At 74.6% G+C, this 20867-nt stretch carries 18 protein-coding genes; 11 read left to right on the top strand and 7 right to left on the bottom strand.

Annotated elements, in window-relative coordinates; translation table 11 throughout:
• Positions 1 to 3: 3 nt before the first annotated feature.
• The 3 genes from E9549_RS17475 to E9549_RS17465 form a co-directional block, all read right to left on the bottom strand.
• On the bottom strand, positions 4 to 873 hold the full coding sequence (locus E9549_RS17475) for a MaoC/PaaZ C-terminal domain-containing protein (protein WP_236827866.1): 870 nt from the start codon (positions 871 to 873) through the stop codon (positions 4 to 6).
• 1 nt (position 874) lies between these two features.
• Positions 875 to 2230 carry a 3-oxoacyl-ACP reductase gene (locus E9549_RS17470; RefSeq protein ID WP_236827865.1) on the bottom strand — a complete coding sequence of 452 codons (1356 nt, stop codon included), beginning with the start codon at positions 2228 to 2230 and terminating at the stop codon, positions 875 to 877.
• Positions 2231 to 2300: 70 nt separating this feature from the next.
• Positions 2301 to 3587, bottom strand: coding sequence for an acetyl-CoA C-acetyltransferase (locus tag E9549_RS17465; RefSeq protein WP_236827864.1), 1287 nt, complete (start codon positions 3585 to 3587; stop codon positions 2301 to 2303).
• A gap of 61 nt (positions 3588 to 3648) precedes the next feature.
• Between E9549_RS17465 and E9549_RS17460 the strand changes: the two genes are divergently transcribed.
• Together E9549_RS17460 and E9549_RS17455 are read left to right on the top strand one after the other, a co-directional pair.
• Positions 3649 to 4410: a TetR family transcriptional regulator gene (locus E9549_RS17460; RefSeq protein WP_236827863.1), complete on the top strand. Its 762-nt coding sequence runs from the start codon at positions 3649 to 3651 to the stop codon at positions 4408 to 4410.
• Positions 4407 to 6458, top strand: coding sequence for an acyl-CoA dehydrogenase (locus E9549_RS17455; RefSeq protein ID WP_236827862.1), 2052 nt, complete (start codon positions 4407 to 4409; stop codon positions 6456 to 6458). The genes E9549_RS17460 and E9549_RS17455 overlap by 4 nt, the downstream gene beginning before the upstream one ends.
• Positions 6459 to 6608: 150 nt before the next feature.
• Here E9549_RS17455 and E9549_RS17450 read toward each other — a convergent pair whose 3' ends face one another.
• Positions 6609 to 9365: a SpoIIE family protein phosphatase gene (locus tag E9549_RS17450; RefSeq protein WP_236827861.1), complete on the bottom strand. Its 2757-nt coding sequence runs from the start codon at positions 9363 to 9365 to the stop codon at positions 6609 to 6611.
• Between the two features lie 175 nt (positions 9366 to 9540).
• Between E9549_RS17450 and E9549_RS17445 the strand changes: the two genes are divergently transcribed.
• The 4 genes from E9549_RS17445 to E9549_RS17430 all read left to right on the top strand — a co-directional run bounded on the left by E9549_RS17445 (position 9541) and on the right by E9549_RS17430 (position 12745).
• The gene (locus tag E9549_RS17445; protein WP_236827860.1) at positions 9541 to 10635 is read left to right on the top strand and encodes an EAL domain-containing protein; all 1095 of its coding nucleotides are present in this window, start codon (positions 9541 to 9543) and stop codon (positions 10633 to 10635) included.
• Between the two features lie 22 nt (positions 10636 to 10657).
• On the top strand, positions 10658 to 10831 hold the full coding sequence (locus tag E9549_RS17440; protein WP_236827859.1) for a DUF1059 domain-containing protein: 174 nt from the start codon (positions 10658 to 10660) through the stop codon (positions 10829 to 10831).
• Between the two features lie 247 nt (positions 10832 to 11078).
• The gene (locus E9549_RS17435) at positions 11079 to 11363 is read left to right on the top strand and encodes an HU family DNA-binding protein (protein ID WP_091932307.1); all 285 of its coding nucleotides are present in this window, start codon (positions 11079 to 11081) and stop codon (positions 11361 to 11363) included.
• A 125-nt stretch (positions 11364 to 11488) separates the two neighbouring features.
• Positions 11489 to 12745 (top strand): serine hydrolase, encoded by a 1257-nt coding sequence (locus E9549_RS17430; RefSeq protein WP_236827858.1) that lies wholly within the window; start codon positions 11489 to 11491, stop codon positions 12743 to 12745.
• Positions 12746 to 12830: 85 nt separating this feature from the next.
• Here E9549_RS17430 and E9549_RS17425 read toward each other — a convergent pair whose 3' ends face one another.
• Positions 12831 to 13292, bottom strand: coding sequence for a MaoC family dehydratase (locus E9549_RS17425; RefSeq protein ID WP_236827857.1), 462 nt, complete (start codon positions 13290 to 13292; stop codon positions 12831 to 12833).
• A 69-nt stretch (positions 13293 to 13361) separates the two neighbouring features.
• Between E9549_RS17425 and folP the strand changes: the two genes are divergently transcribed.
• The 4 genes from folP to E9549_RS17405 all read left to right on the top strand — a co-directional run bounded on the left by folP (position 13362) and on the right by E9549_RS17405 (position 17554).
• Positions 13362 to 14222: a dihydropteroate synthase gene (folP, locus tag E9549_RS17420; RefSeq protein WP_236827856.1), complete on the top strand. Its 861-nt coding sequence runs from the start codon at positions 13362 to 13364 to the stop codon at positions 14220 to 14222.
• 139 nt (positions 14223 to 14361) lie between these two features.
• The gene (locus tag E9549_RS17415; protein ID WP_236827855.1) at positions 14362 to 14787 is read left to right on the top strand and encodes a PaaI family thioesterase; all 426 of its coding nucleotides are present in this window, start codon (positions 14362 to 14364) and stop codon (positions 14785 to 14787) included.
• An 87-nt stretch (positions 14788 to 14874) separates the two neighbouring features.
• Complete coding sequence (locus E9549_RS17410; protein ID WP_236827854.1) at positions 14875 to 16473, top strand: 4-coumarate--CoA ligase family protein; 1599 nt, start codon at positions 14875 to 14877, stop codon at positions 16471 to 16473.
• 88 nt (positions 16474 to 16561) lie between these two features.
• Positions 16562 to 17554: an NAD(P)H-quinone oxidoreductase gene (locus E9549_RS17405; protein WP_236827853.1), complete on the top strand. Its 993-nt coding sequence runs from the start codon at positions 16562 to 16564 to the stop codon at positions 17552 to 17554.
• 55 nt (positions 17555 to 17609) lie between these two features.
• On the opposite strand, the gene E9549_RS17400 is transcribed toward E9549_RS17405, so the two are convergent.
• Complete coding sequence (locus tag E9549_RS17400) at positions 17610 to 18830, bottom strand: cysteine desulfurase-like protein (RefSeq protein WP_236827852.1); 1221 nt, start codon at positions 18828 to 18830, stop codon at positions 17610 to 17612.
• A gap of 87 nt (positions 18831 to 18917) precedes the next feature.
• On the opposite strand from E9549_RS17400, the gene E9549_RS17395 reads away from it, so the two are divergent.
• Positions 18918 to 19466 (top strand): bacterial proteasome activator family protein, encoded by a 549-nt coding sequence (locus E9549_RS17395; RefSeq protein ID WP_236827851.1) that lies wholly within the window; start codon positions 18918 to 18920, stop codon positions 19464 to 19466.
• Between the two features lie 52 nt (positions 19467 to 19518).
• Here the strand turns inward: E9549_RS17395 and E9549_RS17390 are convergent.
• Positions 19519 to 20867: methyl-accepting chemotaxis protein (locus tag E9549_RS17390; RefSeq protein ID WP_236827850.1), on the bottom strand; the 1349-nt coding region annotated here is incomplete at its 5' end.

Here is a 20867-nt window from a genome sequence, read left to right as displayed (position 1 = left end):
GGCTCAGTGCGGGCGGATGGTGGCGACCAGGTGCTCGGTGCCGCTCCTCGCGTTGCGGACCGCGGCGTCCCAGCCGCCCTCGGCCGGCGCCGTCGACAGCGTGACCGTCGAGGGCAGGAACAGCGGCTTGCGGAAGGCCGCATCGACGGCGAACGCATCGGGCAGCCGGTTCTCCAGCGCCGCGAGCACCCGCGCCTTGACCCACATGCCGTGCGCGATCGCCCGCTTGAAGCCGAACGCCTTGGCGGTCAGGCCCGAGAGGTGGATCGGGTTCACGTCACCGGAGACCTTCGCGTAGCGGCGGCCGGCGTCGTCGGGCACCCGCCACGTGGCGACCGCGCGGTCGAGGTCGCCGACCGCGACCGTCACATCGGATTCCGGCGCCCCCTCCGGTGCCGTCGCGCCGCGCGCCAGGTACGTCGAGCGGGACCGCCACACCTCGGCACCCGCCGAGCGCACCGACGCGCACAGGTCGACCGTCGCCCCGCTGCGGTGCCGCGCGAACCGCTCGGCCCGGACCTCGAGGTCCAGCGCCTCGGTCGTGCCGATCGGCCGCAGCACGTCGATGCGGTTGCGCACGTGCACGAGCCCGGGCAGGGCGAGCGGGAACGCGCGGTCGCTCATCAGCGCGAGCTGCAGGGGGAAGGCGAGCACGTGCGGGTAGGTCGCGGGCAGCGTGTCGGCCAGCGGGAACCGGCAGACGCGCGCGTACCCGGCGAGCTCCGCCGGGTCGACGGTCACGCCGGTGCGCGCGAGCCGGGTGGCGGGCAGCTCCCCGCCCCGGCCGCGCGCGGTGAGCGCGGCCTTGGCGAACAGCGCCGCCATGTTCGGCGGCTGCTCCAGGACGGTGCGCCCTGCGGAGGTCCCGGCCACCTCAGGCCCCCAGCATCGACTGGCCGCAGACCCGCACCGTCTGGCCGTTGACCCCGGCGGCGGCCGGCTGCGACAGCCAGGCGATGGTCTCGGCGACGTCGACCGGCAGCCCGCCCTGCTGCAGCGAGTTGATCCGCGACCCGATCTCGCGGGTGCCGAAGGGCATCGTGGCGGTCATCTCGGTGACGATGAAGCCGGGTGCGACGGCGTTGATGGTGGCCCCGCGCGCCGCGAACCCCGGCGCCCAGGCGCGGACCATGCCGATGACGCCGGCCTTGCTGGCGGCGTAGTTGGTCTGGCCGCGGTTGCCGGCGATGCCCGACTGCGAGGAGACGCAGACGACCCGGGCGCCGTCCCGGAGCAGCCCGTCGGCGTCCAGCAGCGCCTGGGTGATGTCCAGCTGCGCCTGCAGGTTGACCGCCATGACGGTGTTCCACCGGGTGGCGTCCATGTTGACCAGCAGCTTGTCGCGGGTGATGCCGGCGTTGTGCACGACGACGTCGACACCGCCGTGCCGCTCGCGCAGGTGCTCGACCAGCCGCTGCGGGGCGTCGGCCGCGGTGATGTCCAGCTGCAGCGCCGTGCCGCCGATCCCGTTGGCCACCTCGGCCAGCTTGTCGCCGGCGGCGGGGACGTCGACGGCGACCACGTGGGCGCCGTCGCGGGCCAGCACCTGCGCGATGGCCGCGCCGATGCCGCGGGCCGCCCCCGTGACGACGGCGACCTTGCCGGCCAGCGGCGCCACCTCGTCGGGGTTCTCCGGGACGTCGGCCGCCGTGACGGTGAGCAACTGCCCGTCGACGTAGGCCGAGCGGCCGGAGAGGAAGAAGCGGAGCGGCCCGGCGAGCGAGGCCTCGGCTCCCTCGGGCACGAACAGGGCGTTCGCCGTCGACCCGTCCAGCAGCTCCTTGCCGATGGAGCGGACCAGCCCGTCCACCGCCTGGCGCGCCGCGGCCTGCGCCGGCGAGGTCGCCTCCGCGGGCGGGTCGGCGAGGACCAGCACCCGCCCGGAGGCGCGGAGCCGCTTGATCGCCGGTGCCAGGAAGTCGTGGGCGCCGGCCAGGTCGCCGGGGCCGGTGAGCCCGGTGGCGTCCAGGACCACCGCGGCCGGCTTCTCGCCGTCGGTCGCGCCGTCGGCGGTGACCGGCGACTGCACCGTCACCCCGGCGTCCCGGAGGACGGCGGTGACGGTGTCGCGGAGCCGCCCCGCACCCGCCGAGCCGACGACCACCGGGCCGGGCAGCAGCGGCTGCCCCGGCTCGTGGCGCCGCAGCTCGGCCGGGCGCGGCAGGCCCAGCTGCTTGGTGATCGTCGTGCCGAGGCCGGAGTTGGCGAAGGTCGTGTACCAGTCAGCCACTGGAGGGGCTCCTTCCGAGGTGGGCGTCATGCGCACATGACGCCGGGCAGCGACAGAACGCCGGGAGGGGTCAGGACTCGAGGATGGCGACGACGCCCTGACCGCCGGCGGCGCAGATGGAGATCAGCCCCCGCTTGCCCGGGCCCGCCTCGTGCAGCATCTTCGCCAGGCTGGCCACGATGCGCCCGCCGGTCGCGGCGAAGGGGTGCCCGGCCGCCAGGGACGAGCCGTTGACGTTGAGCCTGGCGCGGTCGATCGCGCCCAGCGGCGCGTCCAGGCCCAGCTTCCCCTTGCAGAACGCCTCGTCCTCCCAGGCCTTCATCGTCGCGAGGACCGTGGAGGCGAAGGCCTCGTGGATCTCGTAGAAGTCGAAGTCCTGCAGGGTGAGGCCGTTGCGGGCCAGCAGCACCGGCACCGCGTAGACCGGCGCCATGAGCAACCCCTCGCCGCCGTGCACGTAGTCGACGGCGGCGGTCTGCGCGTCCACCAGGTGCGCCAGCACCGGCAGGCCCTTGGCCCGCGCCCACTCGTCCGAGGCCAGCAGCACGGCCGACGCCCCGTCGGTGAGCGGCGTCGAGTTGCCCGCCGTCATCGTGGCGCCCTCGCCCGTGCCGAAGACCGGCTGGAGCTTCGCCAGCTTCTCGACGCTGGAGTCGGGGCGCAGGTTGTTGTCGCGCGCCAGGCCGAGGAACGGCGTCACCAGGTCGTCGAAGAAGCCGCGGTCGTAGGCGGCGGCCATGCGCTGGTGCGAGCGGGCGGCGAGCTCGTCCTGCTCCTCCCGGCCGATCCCCCACTCGGCCGCGGTGATCGCCGCGTGGTCACCCATGGCCAGGCCGGTGCGCGGCTCGGCGTTGCGCGGGATCTCCGGGGCGAGCATGCCCGGGCGGATCCGCGCCAGCGCCCTGAGCCTGTCCTGCACCGTCTTCGCGCTGTTCAGCGAGATGAGGGTGCGGCGGAGGTCGTCACCCACGGCGAGCGGGGCGTCGGAGGTGGTGTCGACGCCGCCGGCGATGCCGGCCTCGATCTGCCCCAGCGCGATCTTGTTCGCGACGAGGACCGCCGCCTCGAGCCCCGTGCCGCAGGCCTGCTGCACGTCGTAGGCCGGGGTCGTCGGCGCCAGCTTCGAGCCCAGCACCGCCTCGCGGGTGAGGTTGAAGTCCCGCGCGTGCTTGAGGACGGCGCCGGCGACGACCTCCCCCACCGACTCGCCCTGCAGCCCGAAGCGGGCGACCAGCCCGTCGAGGGTCGCGGTGAGCATGTCCTGGTTCGACGCCTGGGCGTAGGCGGTGCCGGACCGCGCGAACGGGATCCGGTTGCCGCCGACGATCGCCGCCCGGCGCGTCGTGCTCTCAGCCATGGGGACCTCCGATGTGGGGGATGGGTGGCCGGTACCGACAGTACCCGGTACCGTCGGTGCCGTGAAACTCGAGGCGATGGGCCCGTCCGCCGAGGCGGCTGCCCCGGCCGGGCGCCGGGGCGCGGCCGGCGGGAGCGTCCAGGGGCGCGCCGAGCACCGGTCCGGGTCGACCGCTGCTCCCGCGGGCGCGCCCCGCGACCGCCGCGACTCCCGGTGGGACGAGCACCGCCGGGCGCGCCGGGCCGCTCTGGTGGAGGCGGCGGTCGTCGCCGTCGGCCGGCACGGCGCGGGCGTGGGCATGGACGAGATCGCCGCGGTCGCCGGAACCAGCAAGACCGTCGTCTACCGCCACTTCGCCGACCGCGGCGACCTGCACGCCGCCGTCTGCACCCGGGTCGCCGAGCAGCTGGTGCCGACGCTGCGCGCCGCGATGACCAGCTCCGACCAGCCGCGCGACATGCTCGGCGCCGCCATCGAGGCCTACCTGGCCTTCCTGGAGGCCGACCCCGAGCTCTACCGCTTCGTCGTGCACCCCCCACCGGGGGCGGCCGACTCCGACGACCCGATCACCGGCCTCTCCGACCTCGTCGGCGAGCAGGCGGCCGCGATCCTGGCCCCTGCCCTCGGCCGGGCCGGCCGCGACCCGGTCGCCGCCGCGCCCTGGGGCCACGCCGTCGTCGGGCTGGTCCGCGCCGCCGCCGACTGGTGGCTGCGCGCCGGGCGGCCCATGCCGCGCCGCGACCTCGCCGCCCACCTCACCGATCTCGCCTGGGCCGGGCTCTCCGGCGTGGTGACCCCCGCATCCCCCGAGGAGGACCTGTGACGAGCACCCTGCCCCCCGCGGTCGACCCCGCCCGCCTGCAGGAGGCGCTCGACGGCCGCTGGGCGCACGTGCGCCGCGACGCCCGCGAGAACCTGCACGACCCGGAGATGCTGCCGGTCTACGGCGAGTCGATGGCCGAGGCGCGGGACCGGGTGACCCGCATGACGGCGAAGCTGGCCGAGTCCGGCCGCGTCACGCTGGGCTTCCCCAAGGAGTTCGGCGGCGAGGCCGACGCCGGCGGGTCGGTCACCTCGATCGAGATGCTGGCGTTCGTCGACCTCTCGCTCATGGTCAAGGCCGGCGTCCAGTGGGGTCTGTTCGGCGGCGCCGTGCAGCTGCTCGGCACGCGCCGGCACCACGAGGCCTACCTGCCCGGCATCATGAGCTTCGACCTGCCCGGCTGCTTCGCCATGACCGAGACCGGGCACGGCTCCGACGTCCAGCAGCTGCGCACCACCTGCACGTACGACCCGGCGACGCAGACCTTCGACCTGCACACCCCGCACGAGGCCGCGCGCAAGGACTACATCGGCAACGCCGCGAAGGACGGCCGGATGGCGGTCGTCTTCGCCCAGCTCGTCACGCAGGGGAAGAACCACGGCGTGCACGCGTGGCTGGTGCCGATCCGCGACGAGGACGGCGAGCCGATGCCGGGCGTCACCATCGGCGACGACGGCCCGAAGGCCGGCCTGCTCGGCGTCGACAACGGCCGGCTCGCCTTCGACCACGTCAGCGTGCCGCGCGACATGCTGCTCGACCGCTACGGCCAGGTCGCCGAGGACGGCACCTACACCTCGAGCATCGAGAACGAGACCCGGCGCTTCTTCACCATGCTGGGCACGCTCGTGCGCGGCCGGGTCAGCGTCGGCGGCTCCGCGGCGTCGGCCACCAAGCTGGCGCTGGACATCGCCGTCCGGTACGGCAACACCCGCCGGCAGTTCGCCGCCCCCGGCGAGGAGCGCGAGATCGTCATCAACGACTACCTCGTGCACCAGCGCAAGCTCCTCCCGGCGCTGGCGAAGACCTACGCATTGGCCTTCGCCCAGAGCGAGCTGGTCAGCACGATGCACGACATCCAGACGGCGGTGCACGAGCACGGCGAGGAGATCGACGAGACGGCCCAGCGGGAGCTGGAGTCCCGCGCCGCCGGGCTGAAGGCGGCCCAGACGTGGCACGCCACCAGCACCATCCAGATGTGCCGCGAGGCCTGCGGCGGTGCGGGCTACCTGCAGGAGAACCGGCTGCCGCACCTCAAGGCCGACACCGACGTCTTCACCACCTTCGAGGGCGACAACACCGTCCTGCTGCAGCTGGTGGCCAAGGGGCTGCTCACCGGGTACCGCGACGCCTTCGGCTCGCTCGACGGCTGGGGCCGGGTCGGCTTCGTCGCCGACATGGTGCGCGAGACGGTGCTGGAGCGGACGGCGGCCCGCGCGCTCATCCAGCGGCTGGTCGACGCCGTCCCCGGCCGGGACGACGAGGTGCCGATGCTCGACCGCGGCTGGCAGCTGAAGATGCTGGAGTTCCGCGAGAAGCACACGCTGGAGGGGGCGATCCGGCGGCTGCGGAACAACTCGACGCGCGAGGGCATGGCGCCCTTCGACGTCTTCAACGACGTCCAGGACCACGTCCTCAAGACGGCACGGACGCACATCGACCGGATCGTGCTCGAGGCGTTCGTGGACGCCGTCGACCGCACGGCCGACCCCGCGGCGAAGGCGCTCCTCGACACCGTCTGCGACCTGTACGCGCTGACCACCATCGAGGAGGACAAGGGCTGGTTCCTCGAGCACGGGCAGCTCACGCCGTCACGCGCCAAGACGCTGACGTCCACGGTGAACGGCCTGCTCAAGGAGCTGCGCCCGCACATGACCACGCTGGTGGAGGGGTTCGCCATCCCGGCCGGGTGGAAGGCCGCGGCGATCCTGGACGAGGAGCCGGGCCGGCAGGAGGCGATGGCCGCCCGCGACGCCGAGCTGCGGGCGGAGAACGGCGCGCGCACCCCCGCGGGCACCGCGACCGCCGTGGACGTCCCGCCGGGCCAGTAGGCGGACCCCCGGTCCTCGCGGGCTCGGGGCCGGGCCGTGCCGTTCCGGCACAGTAGGGCTCTGCCCCGCCCGTGTGGGCAGAGCGCTACTGCGCGGGGACCTCGTGCCGGCTCGCCGGGACGGCCCGGCACCGGGGCGTCCCGGCCGGCGTCAGGCCTCGGGCCGCAGCCGGACGGCGAGCATGGCGACGTCGTCCTCGGCGTCGGGCCGGATCATCTTCCGCAGGACCCGGTCGCACAGCTCGTCGAGGGGGAACCCCCCGCACTCGCCGAGCACCTCCAGCAGCTCCTCGGTGCCCGCGTCGATGTCGCGGTCGCGTCGCTCCACCAGCCCGTCGGTGTACAGCAGCACCGTCGAGCCCGGCGCCAGGACGGCGACGTGGTCCTCCCGCTCCGTCTCCGGCGCCACGCCCAGCAGCAGGTCGGCCTGCTTGCCGTCGAGGAGGACCACGCTGCCGTCGGAGGCGAGCAGCACCGGCGGCGGGTGCCCGGCGTTGGCCCAGCGCAGCCGCATCCGCCCGGCCTCGTCGCCGGGCTCGGGCTCGAGCTGGGCGACCAGCGCCGTCGCCATCGTGTTCAGCGCCAGGCCCTGCACGGCGCGGTCCAGCTCGGTGAGCACCTCCGCCGGGGAGCCGCCGCTGGAGTAGCTGATCCCCCGCAGCAGCCCGCGGACCTGGCCCATCGCCGCCGCCGCCCGGGTGTCGTGGCCGACGACGTCGCCGATCGCGAGCACCGTCGTGCCGCCGCGCTGCTGGAAGGCGTCGTACCAGTCGCCGCCGATCTCGGCGCCCTCCGCGGCCGGCACGTACCGGACGACGATCTCGCTGTGCTCCGGCTGCGGCGGCTCGGTGAGCATGCTGCGCTGCAGCGCATCGGCCAGGTCGCGCTGCTGCTCGTACAGCCGGGCCTGGTGCAGGGCCAGCCCCGCCCGCCGGCCGATCTCGACGGCGGTGTCCACCTCCGCCTCACCCAGCGGGCCGCGGTGCTCGCCGGTGAACAGCCCGAGGGCGCCCAGCGCCTGCCCGCGGGCCACGAGCGGCACCACGACCGCCGAGGCCGCCCCCAGCCGCGCGAAGAGCTCCCGGGTGCCGGCATCGGGCAGCGCCCGCGTCACGTCGTCGTAGTCGATCCTGGGCAGCACCACGGCCTGACCGGTGGCCGTGACCCGCCGCGCGGCGGACTCCTCGGTCATGTCGGCGACCATCGCCCGCACGTAGGTCTGGACCTCCTCGCGGCGCGCGGGGTCCCGGTGGCCGCTGGCCACCCCGTGCAGGCGCCCGGCCTCGTCGGTGACGACGATCCAGCACCAGTCGGCGAGCTCGGGCAGCACCAGCGAGGCCAGCCGGCCGATCTGCTGGTCGATGTCGAGCGTGCCGGAGAGCACCCGGCCGGCGTCCGCGAGCAGCCGCAGGCGCTGGTTGGCCTGCGCCATCGCCGCGACCGCCGCGCCGCGCTCGGCCTCGGACTGCAGCCGGGAGACGCTCAGGGCGATCTGGGCGGCGAGCGCCTCCAGCACCTCGACGTCGTCCCCGGTGAAGTCGTGCTCGTCGGTCCAGACGGCGAGGAACGCGCCGAGCAGCCGCCCCTCGACGCGCAGCGGGATGGTGGCCAGCGCCCGCAGCCCGAGCAGCTCGATCACGGGCTCCAGCGCCGGGAAGCGGGCCACCGCGTCGGTGGCGTCGTCCAGCAGGATCCGGCGCCCGTGCCGGGCGGCGTGCTGGGCCGGCAGCGCGTCGTCCATCGGCAGGACGACGCCCTCCAGCAGCCCGGCGTCCGGAGCGCTCGCCTGCACCGTGGCCACCAGGTTGCCGGTCATGCGCAGCCGCAGCGGGCCACCACCGGAGTCGAAGACGGCCAGCGCGCTGGAGTCCGCCCCCAGCACCTGGGCCCCGCGCAGCGCGATGTCGGCGAGCTGGTCGAGGCGCGCGGCGTTGGCGAGCTCGGCCGCCACCTCGGCGATGGCCGCGGCCCGCTGCACCGCGGTCAGCCTGCGCTGGGCCTGCCCACGGGCCTCGGTGATGTCCACGGCCGTGCCGAGCACCCGGGCCGGCGCGCCGGTCGCGTCCGCCACCACCCGGCCGCGGCCCAGCACCCAGCGGGTGGCGCCGTCCTCGCGCGGCACCCGGAACTCCACGGTGTAGTCGCCGCGCTCCTCGACCGCGACGCGCATCGCCTCGGCGACGGCGGCGTGGTCGTCGGGGTGGACGTGGGAGCTCAGGACGTCGTCCAGCGAGTCGAACTCCGCGGCCGAGTCGAGGCCGAACAGCGCGGCGCACCGGTCGTCCCAGTGCACGGTGCCGGTGCGCAGATCGCGCTCCCAGATGCCCACGGAGCTGGCCTCCAGCGCCACCTCCAGCCAGGCCCGCGAGGTGCCGACCGCCGACTGCGCCGCGGAGAGCTCCAGCTCGGCGACGACGGAGGTGGCCAGCTGCTCCAGGAGCTCGGCGGCGTCCCCGGACCAGGTCCGCGGTGCGACGTCGTAGACGGCCAGCGCCCCGACCACCTGCCCCGAGGCGGCCATGAGCGGGGCACCCAGGTAAGCACCGACCTGGCCGGAGACGACGGCGGGCAGGTGTGCGACCCGCTCGTCCTCGGCGGCGGCGGGGACCTTCAGCGGCCGGCCCTGGCGCACCGTGATGGCCGAGAGCGCGCCGGTGGCCAGCGCCGGGCCGCCCACCACACCGGCAGGCAGCCCGTACCCGCCGACCACGACGTCGTGATCGGTGAAGAGCGTGACCTTGGCGTGCCCGACGTCCAGGAGCCGCGCGGCCAGCGCCGACAACCGGTCGAAGGCAGCCGGCCCCGGCACCTCGAGCAGCAGCCGGCGGGCCGCGGCCACCCGCAACGGGTCGGTGAGGGGATCCTCGCCGCACCAGCCGCCGGGAACGGCGGCGCCTGTCGTGGCCACGCACCCTCCGCCCGGCTCGCCGCCCCCTGACCGGGGGCGTCCCCGCACATGCTGGCACGCCGGGCCGCCGGTCCGGGACCGGCATCCCGCGGGAGCGGGCGCGGAGCACCCCCCGCGCGGGTGAGCGGGCACCGGCCGGGTCAAGCTCCGGCTCGCACCGGTCGATCCCCAGGCCATGCTGGGCATCCGCACGAGCGCTCCGCCGGACTGCCGGCCGCTGCTGGCCGACGCCGACGACCTCACCCTGGTGTTCCAGCCGATCGTCGACCTCGCGACCGCCACGATCGCCGGGTACGAGGCCCTGTCCCGCTTCCCCGGCGCCACGGGACCCGACGTCTGGTTCGCCGCCGCGGCGGAGGCGGGGCTCGCCGCCGAGCTGGAGGCGCTGGCGATCCACAAGGCGCTCGCCGCGGTCGACCACCTTCCCGACAGCACCTTCCTGACCGTGAACGTCAGCCCCCACCTGCTCGGCGCCGAGGTCATCGAGCGCGCCTTCGCCACCCGCCCCGACCTGCACCGCGTCGTGGTCGAGCTGACCGAGCACACGCCGGTCGACGACCTGTCCGCGCTGCGCCGGCAGACCGACGCCCTGCGGCAGCGCGGGGCGCTGGTCGCCGTCGACGACGCCGGCAGCGGCTACTCCGGGCTGCAGCAGCTCGCCGCCGTCCGGCCGCAGCTGGTGAAGCTCGACCGGGCGCTCGTCTCCGACGTCGACGGCGATCCCGTCCGCATGGCGCTCGTGGAGATGATCGGGGAGTTCGCCGGCCGCATCGACGCCTGGCTGCTCGCCGAGGGTGTGGAGACGCCCGCTGAGCTCGCCGCCTTCACCCGCCTCGGCGTGCCCCTGGCCCAGGGCTGGCTGCTCGGCCGCCCGGCGCCGGAGTTCCGGCCGCTGGACCCCGACGTCGTCCGGCTCGTGCGGGCCCACGCCGCCCGTGCGCGGCTGACCGAGAGCGTCGCCAGCCTGGTGCGCCCGGTGCGCCAGTGCGTGCCGGGTGAGGAGCCCGCCACGCCCCCCGCCGTCCTGGTGGGACCGCACGGCGAGCCCACCGCGCTGCTGCTGTGTGACGCCCGGACCGGCGAGGTGCACACCGCCCCGGTCTCGCTGCGCGTGCACCCCTCGACCGGTGTCGAGGACGCCCTGCGCCGGGCGCTCACCCGCCCCCCGGCGCACCGCTTCGACCCCGTCGTCTGCACCGACCCGGCCGGCCACGTGCTCGGGCTGCTGCGGATCGAGGACCTGGCGTCCCCCGCCCGGGGCGACCGCTGACCCACCCAGAGGAGAGACCATCGTGAAGCGCTTCGCCTGCGGCGACATCATCCCCGGCTGCAGCTCCGTGTTCACCGCCCCCGACGAGGACGGCATCTTCGCCCAGGCGGTGCCGCACGGCGCCGCCCGGCACGGCATCGACGAGGTGGGCCCGGAGCTCGCCGCGACGGTGCGCGCCCACATCCGCGACGCCTGAGGGGCGCGCGCCGGGGGCGTGACGGCTGTGATCAGCGGGTCAGCTGCGGGTTTCCCGGCACCCCCCACTGGCCAGACCTCCAGGCGGCATGACACCGTGCCCCCGGCCCGGGATCCCCGCGATACCGGGTCCCGCACCCCGCCAGGCGCGGGTGCGGGAACCCCGGTGGCGCTCCGCGCGTCCGGGTGGACAAGCCGGCTGCGTGCCGAGGACACGGCACCGCCACCCCCTACGGAAAGGTTGCTCCATGAACAAGGCCGAACTGGTCTCCGCCATCGCCAAGCGCGCCGACGTCCCGGCCTCGACCGTCGACTCGGTCCTCGCCGGCCTGCAGGACGAGCTGGTCGACGCCATCACCCGTGGCGAGAAGGTCGCCGTCTCCGGGCTGATCACCGTCGAGCGCACCCAGCGTTCCGCCCGCACCGGCCGCAACCCGCAGACCGGTGAGTCGATCGACATCCCCGCGGCCAACACCGTCAAGGTGACCGCCGGCTCGAACCTGAAGAAGGCCGCGAGCTCCGTCCCGGTCTGATCCGGCCGCAGCCCGCAGCCGGGCCGGCGCCTCGACCCCGTGTGCCCGGGCTCACAAGCACGTGAGCCAGGATGCCGGTCGAGGCGTCGCCCGGCGGCGGGCGACCCCGGCGACCGGAGGTGGGCGTGAGCGACGACCTGAAGGTGGGCACCGACCCGGCCGAGGTGGGGATGGATCCCGCCCGGCTGGCCCGCATCGACGACCGGCTGACCCGCTACGTCGACGACGGCCAGCTCCCCGGGTTCCTGGTGACGGTGGCCCGCCACGGGCGCCTGGTGCACGTCGGCCACGGGGGCTTCCGCGACGTCGAGGCGGGGCTGCCGGTGGAGACCGGGACCCGCTGGCGCATCTTCTCGATGACCAAGCCGATCACCTCCGTCGCGGCGATGATGCTGTACGAGGAGGGGGCCTTCCAGCTCACCGACCCGATCGCCCGCTGGCTGCCCGAGTTCGCCGAGACCCGCGTCTACGTGGCCGGGTCGGCGATGAAGCCGGTGACCAGCCCGCAGGTGGAGCCGATCCGGGTGCAGCACCTGCTCACCCACACCTCGGGGCTGACCTACGGCTTCCACCACGCCCACCCCGTGGACGCCATGTACCGGGCCATGGGCCACGAGTGGGGCACCCCGCCCGGCGCGGACTCCGCCGAGGCCTGCCGGCAGTGGGCCTCGGTGCCGCTGGTCTTCCAGCCCGGCAGCGAGTGGAACTACGGCGTCTCCACCGACGTGCTCGGCCGGCTGGTCGAGGTCGTCTCCGGGCAGCCCCTCGACGAGTTCTTCGAGCAGCGCATCTTCGCGCCGCTGGGGATGCGCGACACCTCCTTCGGGCTGCGTGACGACGACGACGTCGCCTCCCTCGCCCGCCTCTACGGCGCCGTCCCGGGGCAGCCCGGGGGCGCCGCGACCGGTTACGCGCCGCTGGACGCGATGGGGCAGGCGGCCCACCGCAAGCCCGCGTTCCTGTCCGGCGGCGGCGGGCTGGTCTCCACGGCGGGTGACTACCTGCGGTTCGTGGAGATGCTGCGCCGCGGTGGCTCCTACGACGGCGGGCGGATCCTGGGCCCGCGCACCCTCGCGCACATGGTGGCCAACCACCTCCCCGGCAACCAGGACCTGGAGACCTTCGGGCGGCCGCTGTTCGCCGAGACCCCGCTGCGGGGTGTGGGCTTCGGCCTCGGGTTCTCGATGGTCATCGACCCGGTGCGCTACGGCGTCGTCTCGTCGGCCGGCGACTACAGCTGGGGCGGGGCGGCGTCGACGGCGTTCTACGTGGACCCGGTCGAGGACGTCACCGTCAGCTTCTACACGCAGCTGCTGCCCTCCAGCACGCTGCCGATCCGCAACTACCTGCGCCAGCTGGTGAACCAGGCGATCGTCACCTGAGCCCGGCGTCTTGTGCACTAACCGCCGCTCGGACGCAACCCGCGAGCGGGACCGCGGCGGTTAGTGCACAAAACGCCCAGGGGCTTCAGAGGTAGCGGCGGTAGACGACGGTGGCCACCATCGCCGGCTTGCTGCCGCCCTCGACCTCCACGGTGACGGCCAGGTTCATCTGGATGCCGCCCTCGAACGGCGTCGCCGCCTCCAGCGCGGCCCCGGCCCGCACCCGCGCGCCCACCGGCACCGGCGAGGGGAAGCGCACCTTCTCCGTGCCGTAGTTGACGCCCATGCGGAACCCGGTGATGTCGACGATCTGCGGCATCAGGGCCGGCAGCAGCGACAGCGTCAGGTAGCCGTGCGCGATCGGCCCGCCGAACGGGCTCTCCTTCTTCGCCCGCTCCGGGTCGACGTGGATCCACTGGTGGTCACCGGTCGCCTCGGCGAACTGGTTGACCTGCTCCTGCGTGATCGTCACCCAGTCGCTGTGGCCCAGGTGCTGCCCGACCAGGCCCTGGACCCCCTCGACGCCGTCGGCCGTCGTCTGCGCCATCTGTCTGCCTCCTCGTGGACGGTCTGGTTGGCTGACTCCACCACACACCACGATGGGACGGGGAGCGGGTTGCTGCGACTGGGAGCCCTCGACGTGCCCGACGGCGCGTTCGCGGTCATGGCGATCGTCAACCGCACCCCCGACTCCTTCTACGACCGCGGCGCCACCTACGAGCTGGCCGCGGCCCTGGAGCGGGTGGACCGGGTGGTGGCCGAGGGCGCGGACATCGTCGACGTCGGCGGGGTGAAGGCCGCGCCCGGCGAGGAGGTCTCCCCCGCCGAGGAGGTGCGCCGGACCGTCGACCTGGTCGCGGCCATCCGCGCGGCGCACCCGCGGCTGCCCATCTCCATCGACACCTGGCGGGCCGAGGTCGCGCGCGAGGCGCTCGCGGCCGGCGCCGACGTCGTCAACGACGCCTGGGGCGGGGTCGACCCGGAGCTGGCGGCGGTCGCGGCCGAGGCGGGCGCGGGGATCGTCTGCACCCACGCCGGCGGGCTGCCGCCGCGCACCCGGCCGCACCGGATCGCCTACGACGACGTCGTCGCCGACATCGTGACGCGGACGACGGCGCTCGCCGAGGCCGCCGTGGCCGCGGGCGTCCACCGCGAGCGGGTGCTGGTGGACCCGGGGCACGACTTCGGCAAGAACACCCGGCACTCGCTGGAGGCGACCCGGCGGCTGGGCGAGCTGGTGGGCACCGGCTGGCCGGTGCTGGTGGCGCTGTCGAACAAGGACTTCGTCGGCGAGACCCTCGACGTCCCGCTGGGCGAGCGGCTCACCGGCACGCTGGCGGCGACGGCGGTGAGCGCCTGGCTCGGCGCCCGGGTGTTCCGCGCCCACGACGTCGGCCCGACCCGGCAGACGCTGGACATGGTGGCCTCGATCCAGGGCACGCGACCGCCCGTGCGCACCGTCCGCGGCCTCGCCTGAAGCCCGCTGATGATCAGGTGACCTGATCGTTCCAGGTCCTGGCTCACGGTCGACGGTGAGCCAGGACCCTGCACGGTGAGCCAGGACGGCGATCGGGGCCGCGGCGCGGCCGGCGCCGGCCGTCGCTAAGTTGCCGACCATGTCCGCCACCGGGTTCCTGACCGCCGACGAGCTCAACGCCCTGCTGCCGGGCACCCTGCCGGGGCTGCTCGGCATCGTCGTCGACACCCACGAGCCCGGCCGGCTCACCAGCCACCTCGACGTGCGGCCGGAGCTGCTCGCGCCCAACGGGTACCTGCACGCCGGCACCGTCGTCACCCTGGCCGACACCAGCTGCGGGCTGCCGACGCGCGCGCTGCTGCCCGAGGGGTCCAGCGGGTTCACCACGATCGAGCTCAAGAGCAACCACCTGAGCACCGCGCGCGAGGGGCGGCTCTCCTGCGAGGCCACCAACGTGCACGCCGGGCGCACCACCCAGGTGTGGGACGCCGTCGTCCGCAACGCCGCGACCGGGAAGACGATCGCGCTCTTCCGCTGCACCCAGTCGGTCCTCTGGCCCCGGTGACCGGGTGAACCCGCCGGTAACCCCCTTGTGAGCGGCGACACCGCGGGTGTGAGACTGGCGCCACACACCATGCGAGGAGGAACACCCGTGGCGCTGTCGAGCCCGTATCCCGACGTCGAGATCCCGAACCTCTCCGTCCCCGAGTTCGTCCTGGCGGCCGGCCGCGAGAAGCCCGATTCACCGGCGCTCATCGACGGCCTCAAGGGCGACGTGATCACGCACGGCCAGCTGGCCCAGTACGTCGACCGGGTCGCGGCCAACCTGCACGCCCGCGGCCTGCGCAAGGGCGACGTCGTCGCCGTCTTCTGCCCCAACACCCCGTGGTTCCCGGTGGTCTTCCACGGCATCGCGGCCGCCGGCTGCGTGATGAGCCCGATCAACTCGCTCTACACGCCCGACGAGATCGCCTTCCAGCTCAAGGACTCCGGCGCGAAGATCCTGATCACCATCGGGCTGTTCCTGGACCGCGCGACGGCGGCCGCGGAGAAGTCCCCGGTCGACGAGATCGTCGTGCTGGACGGCGCCGAGGGGCACGCCAACCTGTTCGACCTGCTCGGCGCCGACGCGCCGTCGGTCCAGGTGGACATCGACCCGGCCAACGACCTGGTCACGCTCCCCTACTCCAGCGGCACCACCGGCCTGCCCAAGGGCGTCATGCTCACCCACCGCAACCTGGTGGCGAACGTGGCCCAGTGCCTGCCGCTGCTGAAGACCGGCTCGGACGAGCGGATCATCGCCGTCCTGCCGTTCTTCCACATCTACGGCCTGACCGTGCTGATGAACCAGGGCCTGGCCCTCGGCGGCGCGGTGGTGACCCTCCCGCGGTTCGAGCTCGAGGACTTCCTGCGCACCATCCAGGACCACAAGATCACCCGGGCGTTCGTGGCGCCGCCCATCCTGCTGGCCCTGGCCAAGCACCCGCTGGTCGACCAGTACGACCTCAGCTCGCTGAACTCGATCCTCTCCGGCGCCGCGCCGCTGGACGAGCAGCTCGCGCTGGCCGCCCAGGAGCGGCTGCGCAAGGGCGCCGACACCGGCGTCACGGTGGGCCAGGGCTACGGCATGACCGAGCTCTCCCCCGTCTCGCACACCACCCCCGACGCGGACGCCCAGCCGCCGGGCGTCTCCATCGACGTGCCCAAGGGCTCCGTCGGCTTCGCCATCCCGAACACCGAGTGCAGGCTGGTCGACCCGGGCACCGGCGAGGACGCCGCGCCCGGCGAGCGGGGTGAGCTGTGGGTCCGCGGGCCGCAGGTGATGAAGGGGTACCTGAACAACCCCGACGCCACCGCCGCCACCCTGGACAGCGAGGGCTGGCTGCACACCGGCGACGTCGCGATCGTCGACGAGAACGGCTGCTACACGGTCGTCGACCGGGTCAAGGAGCTGATCAAGTACAAGGGCTACCAGGTGGCCCCGGCCGAGCTCGAGGCCGTGCTGATCAACCACCCGGAGATCGCCGACGCCGCCGTCATCGGCGTGCCCGAGAAGGAGAGCGGCGAGGAGCTGCCCAAGGCGTTCGTCGTCCGCGCGCCCGGCTCGGAGATCACCGAGGACGCCGTCATGGCCTACATGGCCGAGAAGGTGGCCCCGCACAAGAAGATCCGCTTCGTCGAGTTCATCGAGCAGGTCCCGAAGTCGGCGGCCGGCAAGATCCTGCGCAAGGACCTCAAGGCCCGCGCCTGACCGACGACGACGGCGCCGCGTCCCCCCGGGGGCGCGGCGCCGTCGCGCGTCCGGGGCGGTGACCTGGGGAGGGCCTTAGGGTCGGGGCATGCGTGCGGTGACGATCACGGAGCCCGGCGGTCCCGAGGTGCTGACCTGGGCGGAGGTGCCCGATCCGGTCTGCGGCCCCGGCGAGGTGGTCGTCGACGTCGTCGCCACGGCGGTGAACCGGGCCGACCTCCTGCAGCGGCAGGGCAACTACTCACCCCCGCCCGGGGCGACCCAGGTCCTCGGCCTGGAGTGCAGCGGCATCATCAGCGAGCTCGGCGAGGGCGTGACCGGCTGGAAGGTCGGCGACGAGGTGTGCGCCCTGCTCGCCGGCGGCGGCTACGCCGAGCGGGTCGCCGTCCCGGCGCCGCAGCTGCTGCCCCGGCCCTCGGGCGTGGAGCTGGCGACCGCCGCGGCGCTGCCCGAGGTCACCTGCACCGTCTGGTCCAACGTGTTCATGCTCGCCGGCCTCCGCCGTGGCGACACGTTCCTGGTGCACGGCGGCGCCAGCGGCATCGGCACGATGGCGATCCAGCTCGCCGCCCGCGCCGGGGCCCGGGTGCTCACCACGGCGGGGACGGCGACCAAGCTCGACGTCTGCCGCGAGCTCGGCGCCGACGTGGGCATCAACTACCGCGACGAGGACTTCGTCGAGCGGGTGCGGGAGGCGACCGACGGCCGCGGGGTCGACGTCGTCCTGGACAACATGGGCGCCGCGTACCTGGCCCGCAACGTCGACGCGCTCGCCGTCGGCGGCCGGCTGGTGGTGATCGGCATGCAGGGCGGCCGCAAGGCGGAGCTGGACCTGGGCAAGCTGCTGGCCAAGCGCGCCTCGGTGCACGCCACCGCGCTGCGGTCGCGCCCCGTGGAGGGCCCCGGCGGCAAGGCGGAGATCGTGGCAGCGGTGCGGCACGACGTGTGGCCCGACGTCGAGCGCGGCACCATCCGGCCGATCGTCGACCGGCGGCTGCCGATGTCGCGGGCGGCCGAGGCGCACCAGGTCGTGGAGGCCAGCGAGCACGTCGGCAAGGTCCTGCTCGTCACCGGCGACTGAGAGACCCCCGGCCCCCACCACTCGCAGGCTCGTGGCGGGCCCCCGCAGGGGACCCTCAGCGGGAGCGGAGCGCGGCGACGGCGTCGATGATCCGGCCGACCTCGTCCGCGGTGTTGTAGTGCATCAGCCCCAGGCGCACCGCTCCCCCGCCCTCGTTCACCCCGAGGGCGTCGAAGAGCTCGCGGGCGTAGAAGTCGCCGTCCCACGCGCAGATGCCGGCCCGCGCGAGCTCGGCGGCCACCTGGCGGGGGCGCATGCCGGCGACGGTGAACGACAGCGTGGGCGTGCACCGCTCGGGCTCGCCGATCACCTGCACGTGCCGCATCGCGCGCAGCGCCTGGTCCAGCCAGTCGAACAGGTCCCCCTCGTGCCGGGCGACGGCGGCCATCGACACCCGCAGCCGGTCGCGGCGGCTGCCGGCGGCGTCCCCGCACAGACCCGCCAGGTGGTCGACGGCGGCGCTCACGCCCGCGTAGAGCTCGAACGGCGGCGTCCCGGTCTCGAAGCGGTCGGGCACCCGGTCCGGCGCGGGCAGCAGCTTGTCCGGCTGCAGGTAGCCCAGCAGGTCGGGGTCGGCGACCACCGCGGCGACGTGCGGGCCGCACCACTTGTAGGCCGACACCGCCAGCAGGTCGGCCCCCAGGGATGCCTTGTCCACGAACACGTGCGGCGCGGCGTGCACGGCGTCGACGTAGACCAGCGCGCCGACGGCGTGGGCCTGCGCGGCGATGCCGGCGACGTCGGGACGGGTGCCCAGGGCGTTGCTGGCCGCCGTGACCGCCACGAGCCGGGTGCGCCGGTTGAGCAGGTCGGCGTACTGCCAGGCCGGCAGCTCGCCGGTCTCGATGTCCACCTCCGCCCACCGCACCCGCACGCCGGCGGTGGCGGCCAGCTGCAGCCAGGGCCGGATGTTGGCGTCGTGGTCCAGCCGGCTGAGCACGATCTCGTCACCCGGGCGCCAGGTGCGGGCCAGCGCCCGGGCCATGCGGTAGGTGAGCGCCGTCGTGCTGGGGCCCAGCACGACGCCCCCGGGCCGGCCGCCCACCAGGTCGGCCACGGCCGCGCGCGCCCCGGCGACCAGCGCCTCGGCCCGCCCGGACGCCGGGAAGACCCCGCCGCGGTCCGCGACCGGCATGCGCAGCGCGGACCCCACCGCGTGCGCCACGTTCTCGGGCACGAGCGAGCCGGCCGGGCCGTCGGCGTGCACGTAGCCGTCGGAGAGCGCCGGGAAGAGGCCACGCACCTGCGCGACGTCCAGCCGGCCCCCCGATGACATGGGCCGCACCCTAGTTCGTGCGGCCGGACGGCCCGGCGCCGTCCCGGTGCCCGGCGGAGCGTCGGGGCCACCGGGCAGGATGGGCCCATGACTGCACCGCAGAACGGCAACGAGCGCCCCCAGCAGGTCGTCGTGGTCGGCCCCGACGGGCGTCCGGTCGGCGCCGTCCCGATGCCCCCGGGTGCCGACGACGACGGCGACGGCGCCCCCGGTGTCGGCGAGCTGGTCGAGCAGCCCGCGAAGGTCATGCGGATCGGCACGATGATCAAGCAGCTCCTGGAGGAGGTCCGCGCCGCACCCCTGGACGACGCCAGCCGCAACCGCCTGCGCGACATCCACGCCTCGTCCATCCGCGAGCTGGAGCAGGGCCTGGCCCCCGAGCTGCGCGAGGAGCTGGAGCGCATCACGCTGCCCTTCAGCGAGGGCGAGACGCCGTCGGACGCCGAGCTGCGGATCGCCCAGGCACAGCTGGTGGGCTGGCTGGAGGGCGTCTTCCACGGCATCCAGACGGCGCTGTTCGCCCAGCAGATGGCCGCCCGCGCGCAGCTGGAGGAGATGCGCCGCAAGGCCCTCCCGGGCGGCTCGCAGCCGGCCCCCGGCCCGCACCCCCACCCCGGCGGCGGCCAGTACCTCTGACCGCCCGCGGCCGGGATCAGGTGACCTGATCGTCGGTGATCGTGGCCCGACGTCAGACGCGGAAGCGGGCCACCGCGTCCTGCAGCTCGCCGCTCATCCGGGCCAGCTCGGCCGCGGCCCGCTGGGCGTCCTCGACCCGCTGGTTGGTCTCCTGCGTCCCCGCCGCCAGGCCCGAGATCGCCGCCGCGATGTCCTGCGACCCGCTCGCGGCCTCGGCCACGTTGCGGTTCATCTCGTTCGTCGTCGCCGTCTGCTCCTCGACCGCCGCGGCGATCGTCGCCTGGAAGTCGTTGATCTCCCCGATGACCTGGCTGATCCGCCCGATCGCATCCACCGCGCCGGCGGTGTCGGCCTGGATCGCCTCCACCCGCTGCGAGATGTCCTCGGTCGCCCGCGCCGTCTCCTGGGCGAGCTCCTTGACCTCCGAGGCGACGACGGCGAAGCCCTTGCCCGCCTCACCGGCCCGCGCCGCCTCGATGGTGGCGTTGAGCGCCAGCAGGTTGGTCTGCTCGGCGATGCCGTTGATCAGCTTGATCACCGTGGCGATCTCCTGCGACGAGTCGCCCAGCTTGCCCACCGTGCGGGTCGTGGTCTCCGCGACGCCCACGGCCTGACCGGCCACCCGCGCCGCCTCGGTCGCGTTGTGCGCGATCTCCCGGATCGCCGACTCCATCTGCGAGGAGCCCGTGGCCACCGTGTCCACGCTGGAAGCCACCGCGCCCGCCGAGGTCACCACCTCGTCGGCCTGACCGGCGGCGAGGCGGGCGTTCTCCCGCATCCCCTCGGCGGCGGAGTTCAGCTGGGACGACGCGGCCGCCAGGCGGGTGGACGAGTCGCTGACGAGCACGAGCACGTTGCCGATCGAGTCCAGCGTCTCGTCCAGGGAGGCGGCCATCTCACCGAGCTCGGCACCGCCGGTGCGGCCGGCGCGCACGGTCAGGTCACCGGCGGCGACCTGGCCCAGCACCTCGCGGATCCGCTGCACGGGGCGGGTCACCCCGCGGGCGACGACGAGGGCCAGCACCACGGAGACGACCAGGCCCACGGCGATGATCAGGAGGGTGAGGGTCCGGGCGGTCTCGTAGGCGTCCGTCGCCTCGGCCGCGGTCGCGCGGGCGGTGACGGCGGCCGCGTCGGTGGCCTCGACCAGCGACTCGGCGATGACCACCTCGTTGTCGTTCATCGTCTTGAGCAGCGGGGGCATCGCGGCCGGGTTGGTGGCGCTCACCGTCTGCAGCTCACCGAGCGCCGCCAGGTAGGCCTGGGTCGCGCCCGCGAAGGTCTCGAACGCCGCGCGCGTCGGCGCGTCCAGCGGCATCTCCGCGACCGCGGCGGTGTCCGCGGCCAGGACCTCCGTCGCCTCCACCGTGCCGCGCTGCGCCTTGGCGATCGTCTCGGGCG

This window comes from Blastococcus sp. MG754426 (genome assembly GCF_021699055.1).
Lineage (GTDB): Bacteria > Actinomycetota > Actinomycetes > Mycobacteriales > Geodermatophilaceae > Blastococcus.
The sequence above is the reverse complement of the archived record's forward strand: the minus strand, read 5'-3'. Positions and strand labels throughout refer to the sequence as shown.

What these genes read in the sequence shown, in the direction of transcription:
- E9549_RS17465 (WP_236827864.1), bottom strand. Translation starts at nt 3,587, where the DNA reads ATGGCTGAGAGCACGACGCGCCGGGCGGCGATCGTCGGCGGCAACCGG.
- E9549_RS17445 (WP_236827860.1), top strand. Translation starts at nt 9,541, where the DNA reads ATGCTGGGCATCCGCACGAGCGCTCCGCCGGACTGCCGGCCGCTGCTG.
- E9549_RS17435 (WP_091932307.1), top strand. Translation starts at nt 11,079, where the DNA reads ATGAACAAGGCCGAACTGGTCTCCGCCATCGCCAAGCGCGCCGACGTC.
- E9549_RS17425 (WP_236827857.1), bottom strand. Translation starts at nt 13,292, where the DNA reads ATGGCGCAGACGACGGCCGACGGCGTCGAGGGGGTCCAGGGCCTGGTC.
- E9549_RS17415 (WP_236827855.1), top strand. Translation starts at nt 14,362, where the DNA reads ATGTCCGCCACCGGGTTCCTGACCGCCGACGAGCTCAACGCCCTGCTG.
- E9549_RS17405 (WP_236827853.1), top strand. Translation starts at nt 16,562, where the DNA reads ATGCGTGCGGTGACGATCACGGAGCCCGGCGGTCCCGAGGTGCTGACC.
- E9549_RS17400 (WP_236827852.1), bottom strand. Translation starts at nt 18,830, where the DNA reads ATGTCATCGGGGGGCCGGCTGGACGTCGCGCAGGTGCGTGGCCTCTTC.
- E9549_RS17395 (WP_236827851.1), top strand. Translation starts at nt 18,918, where the DNA reads ATGACTGCACCGCAGAACGGCAACGAGCGCCCCCAGCAGGTCGTCGTG.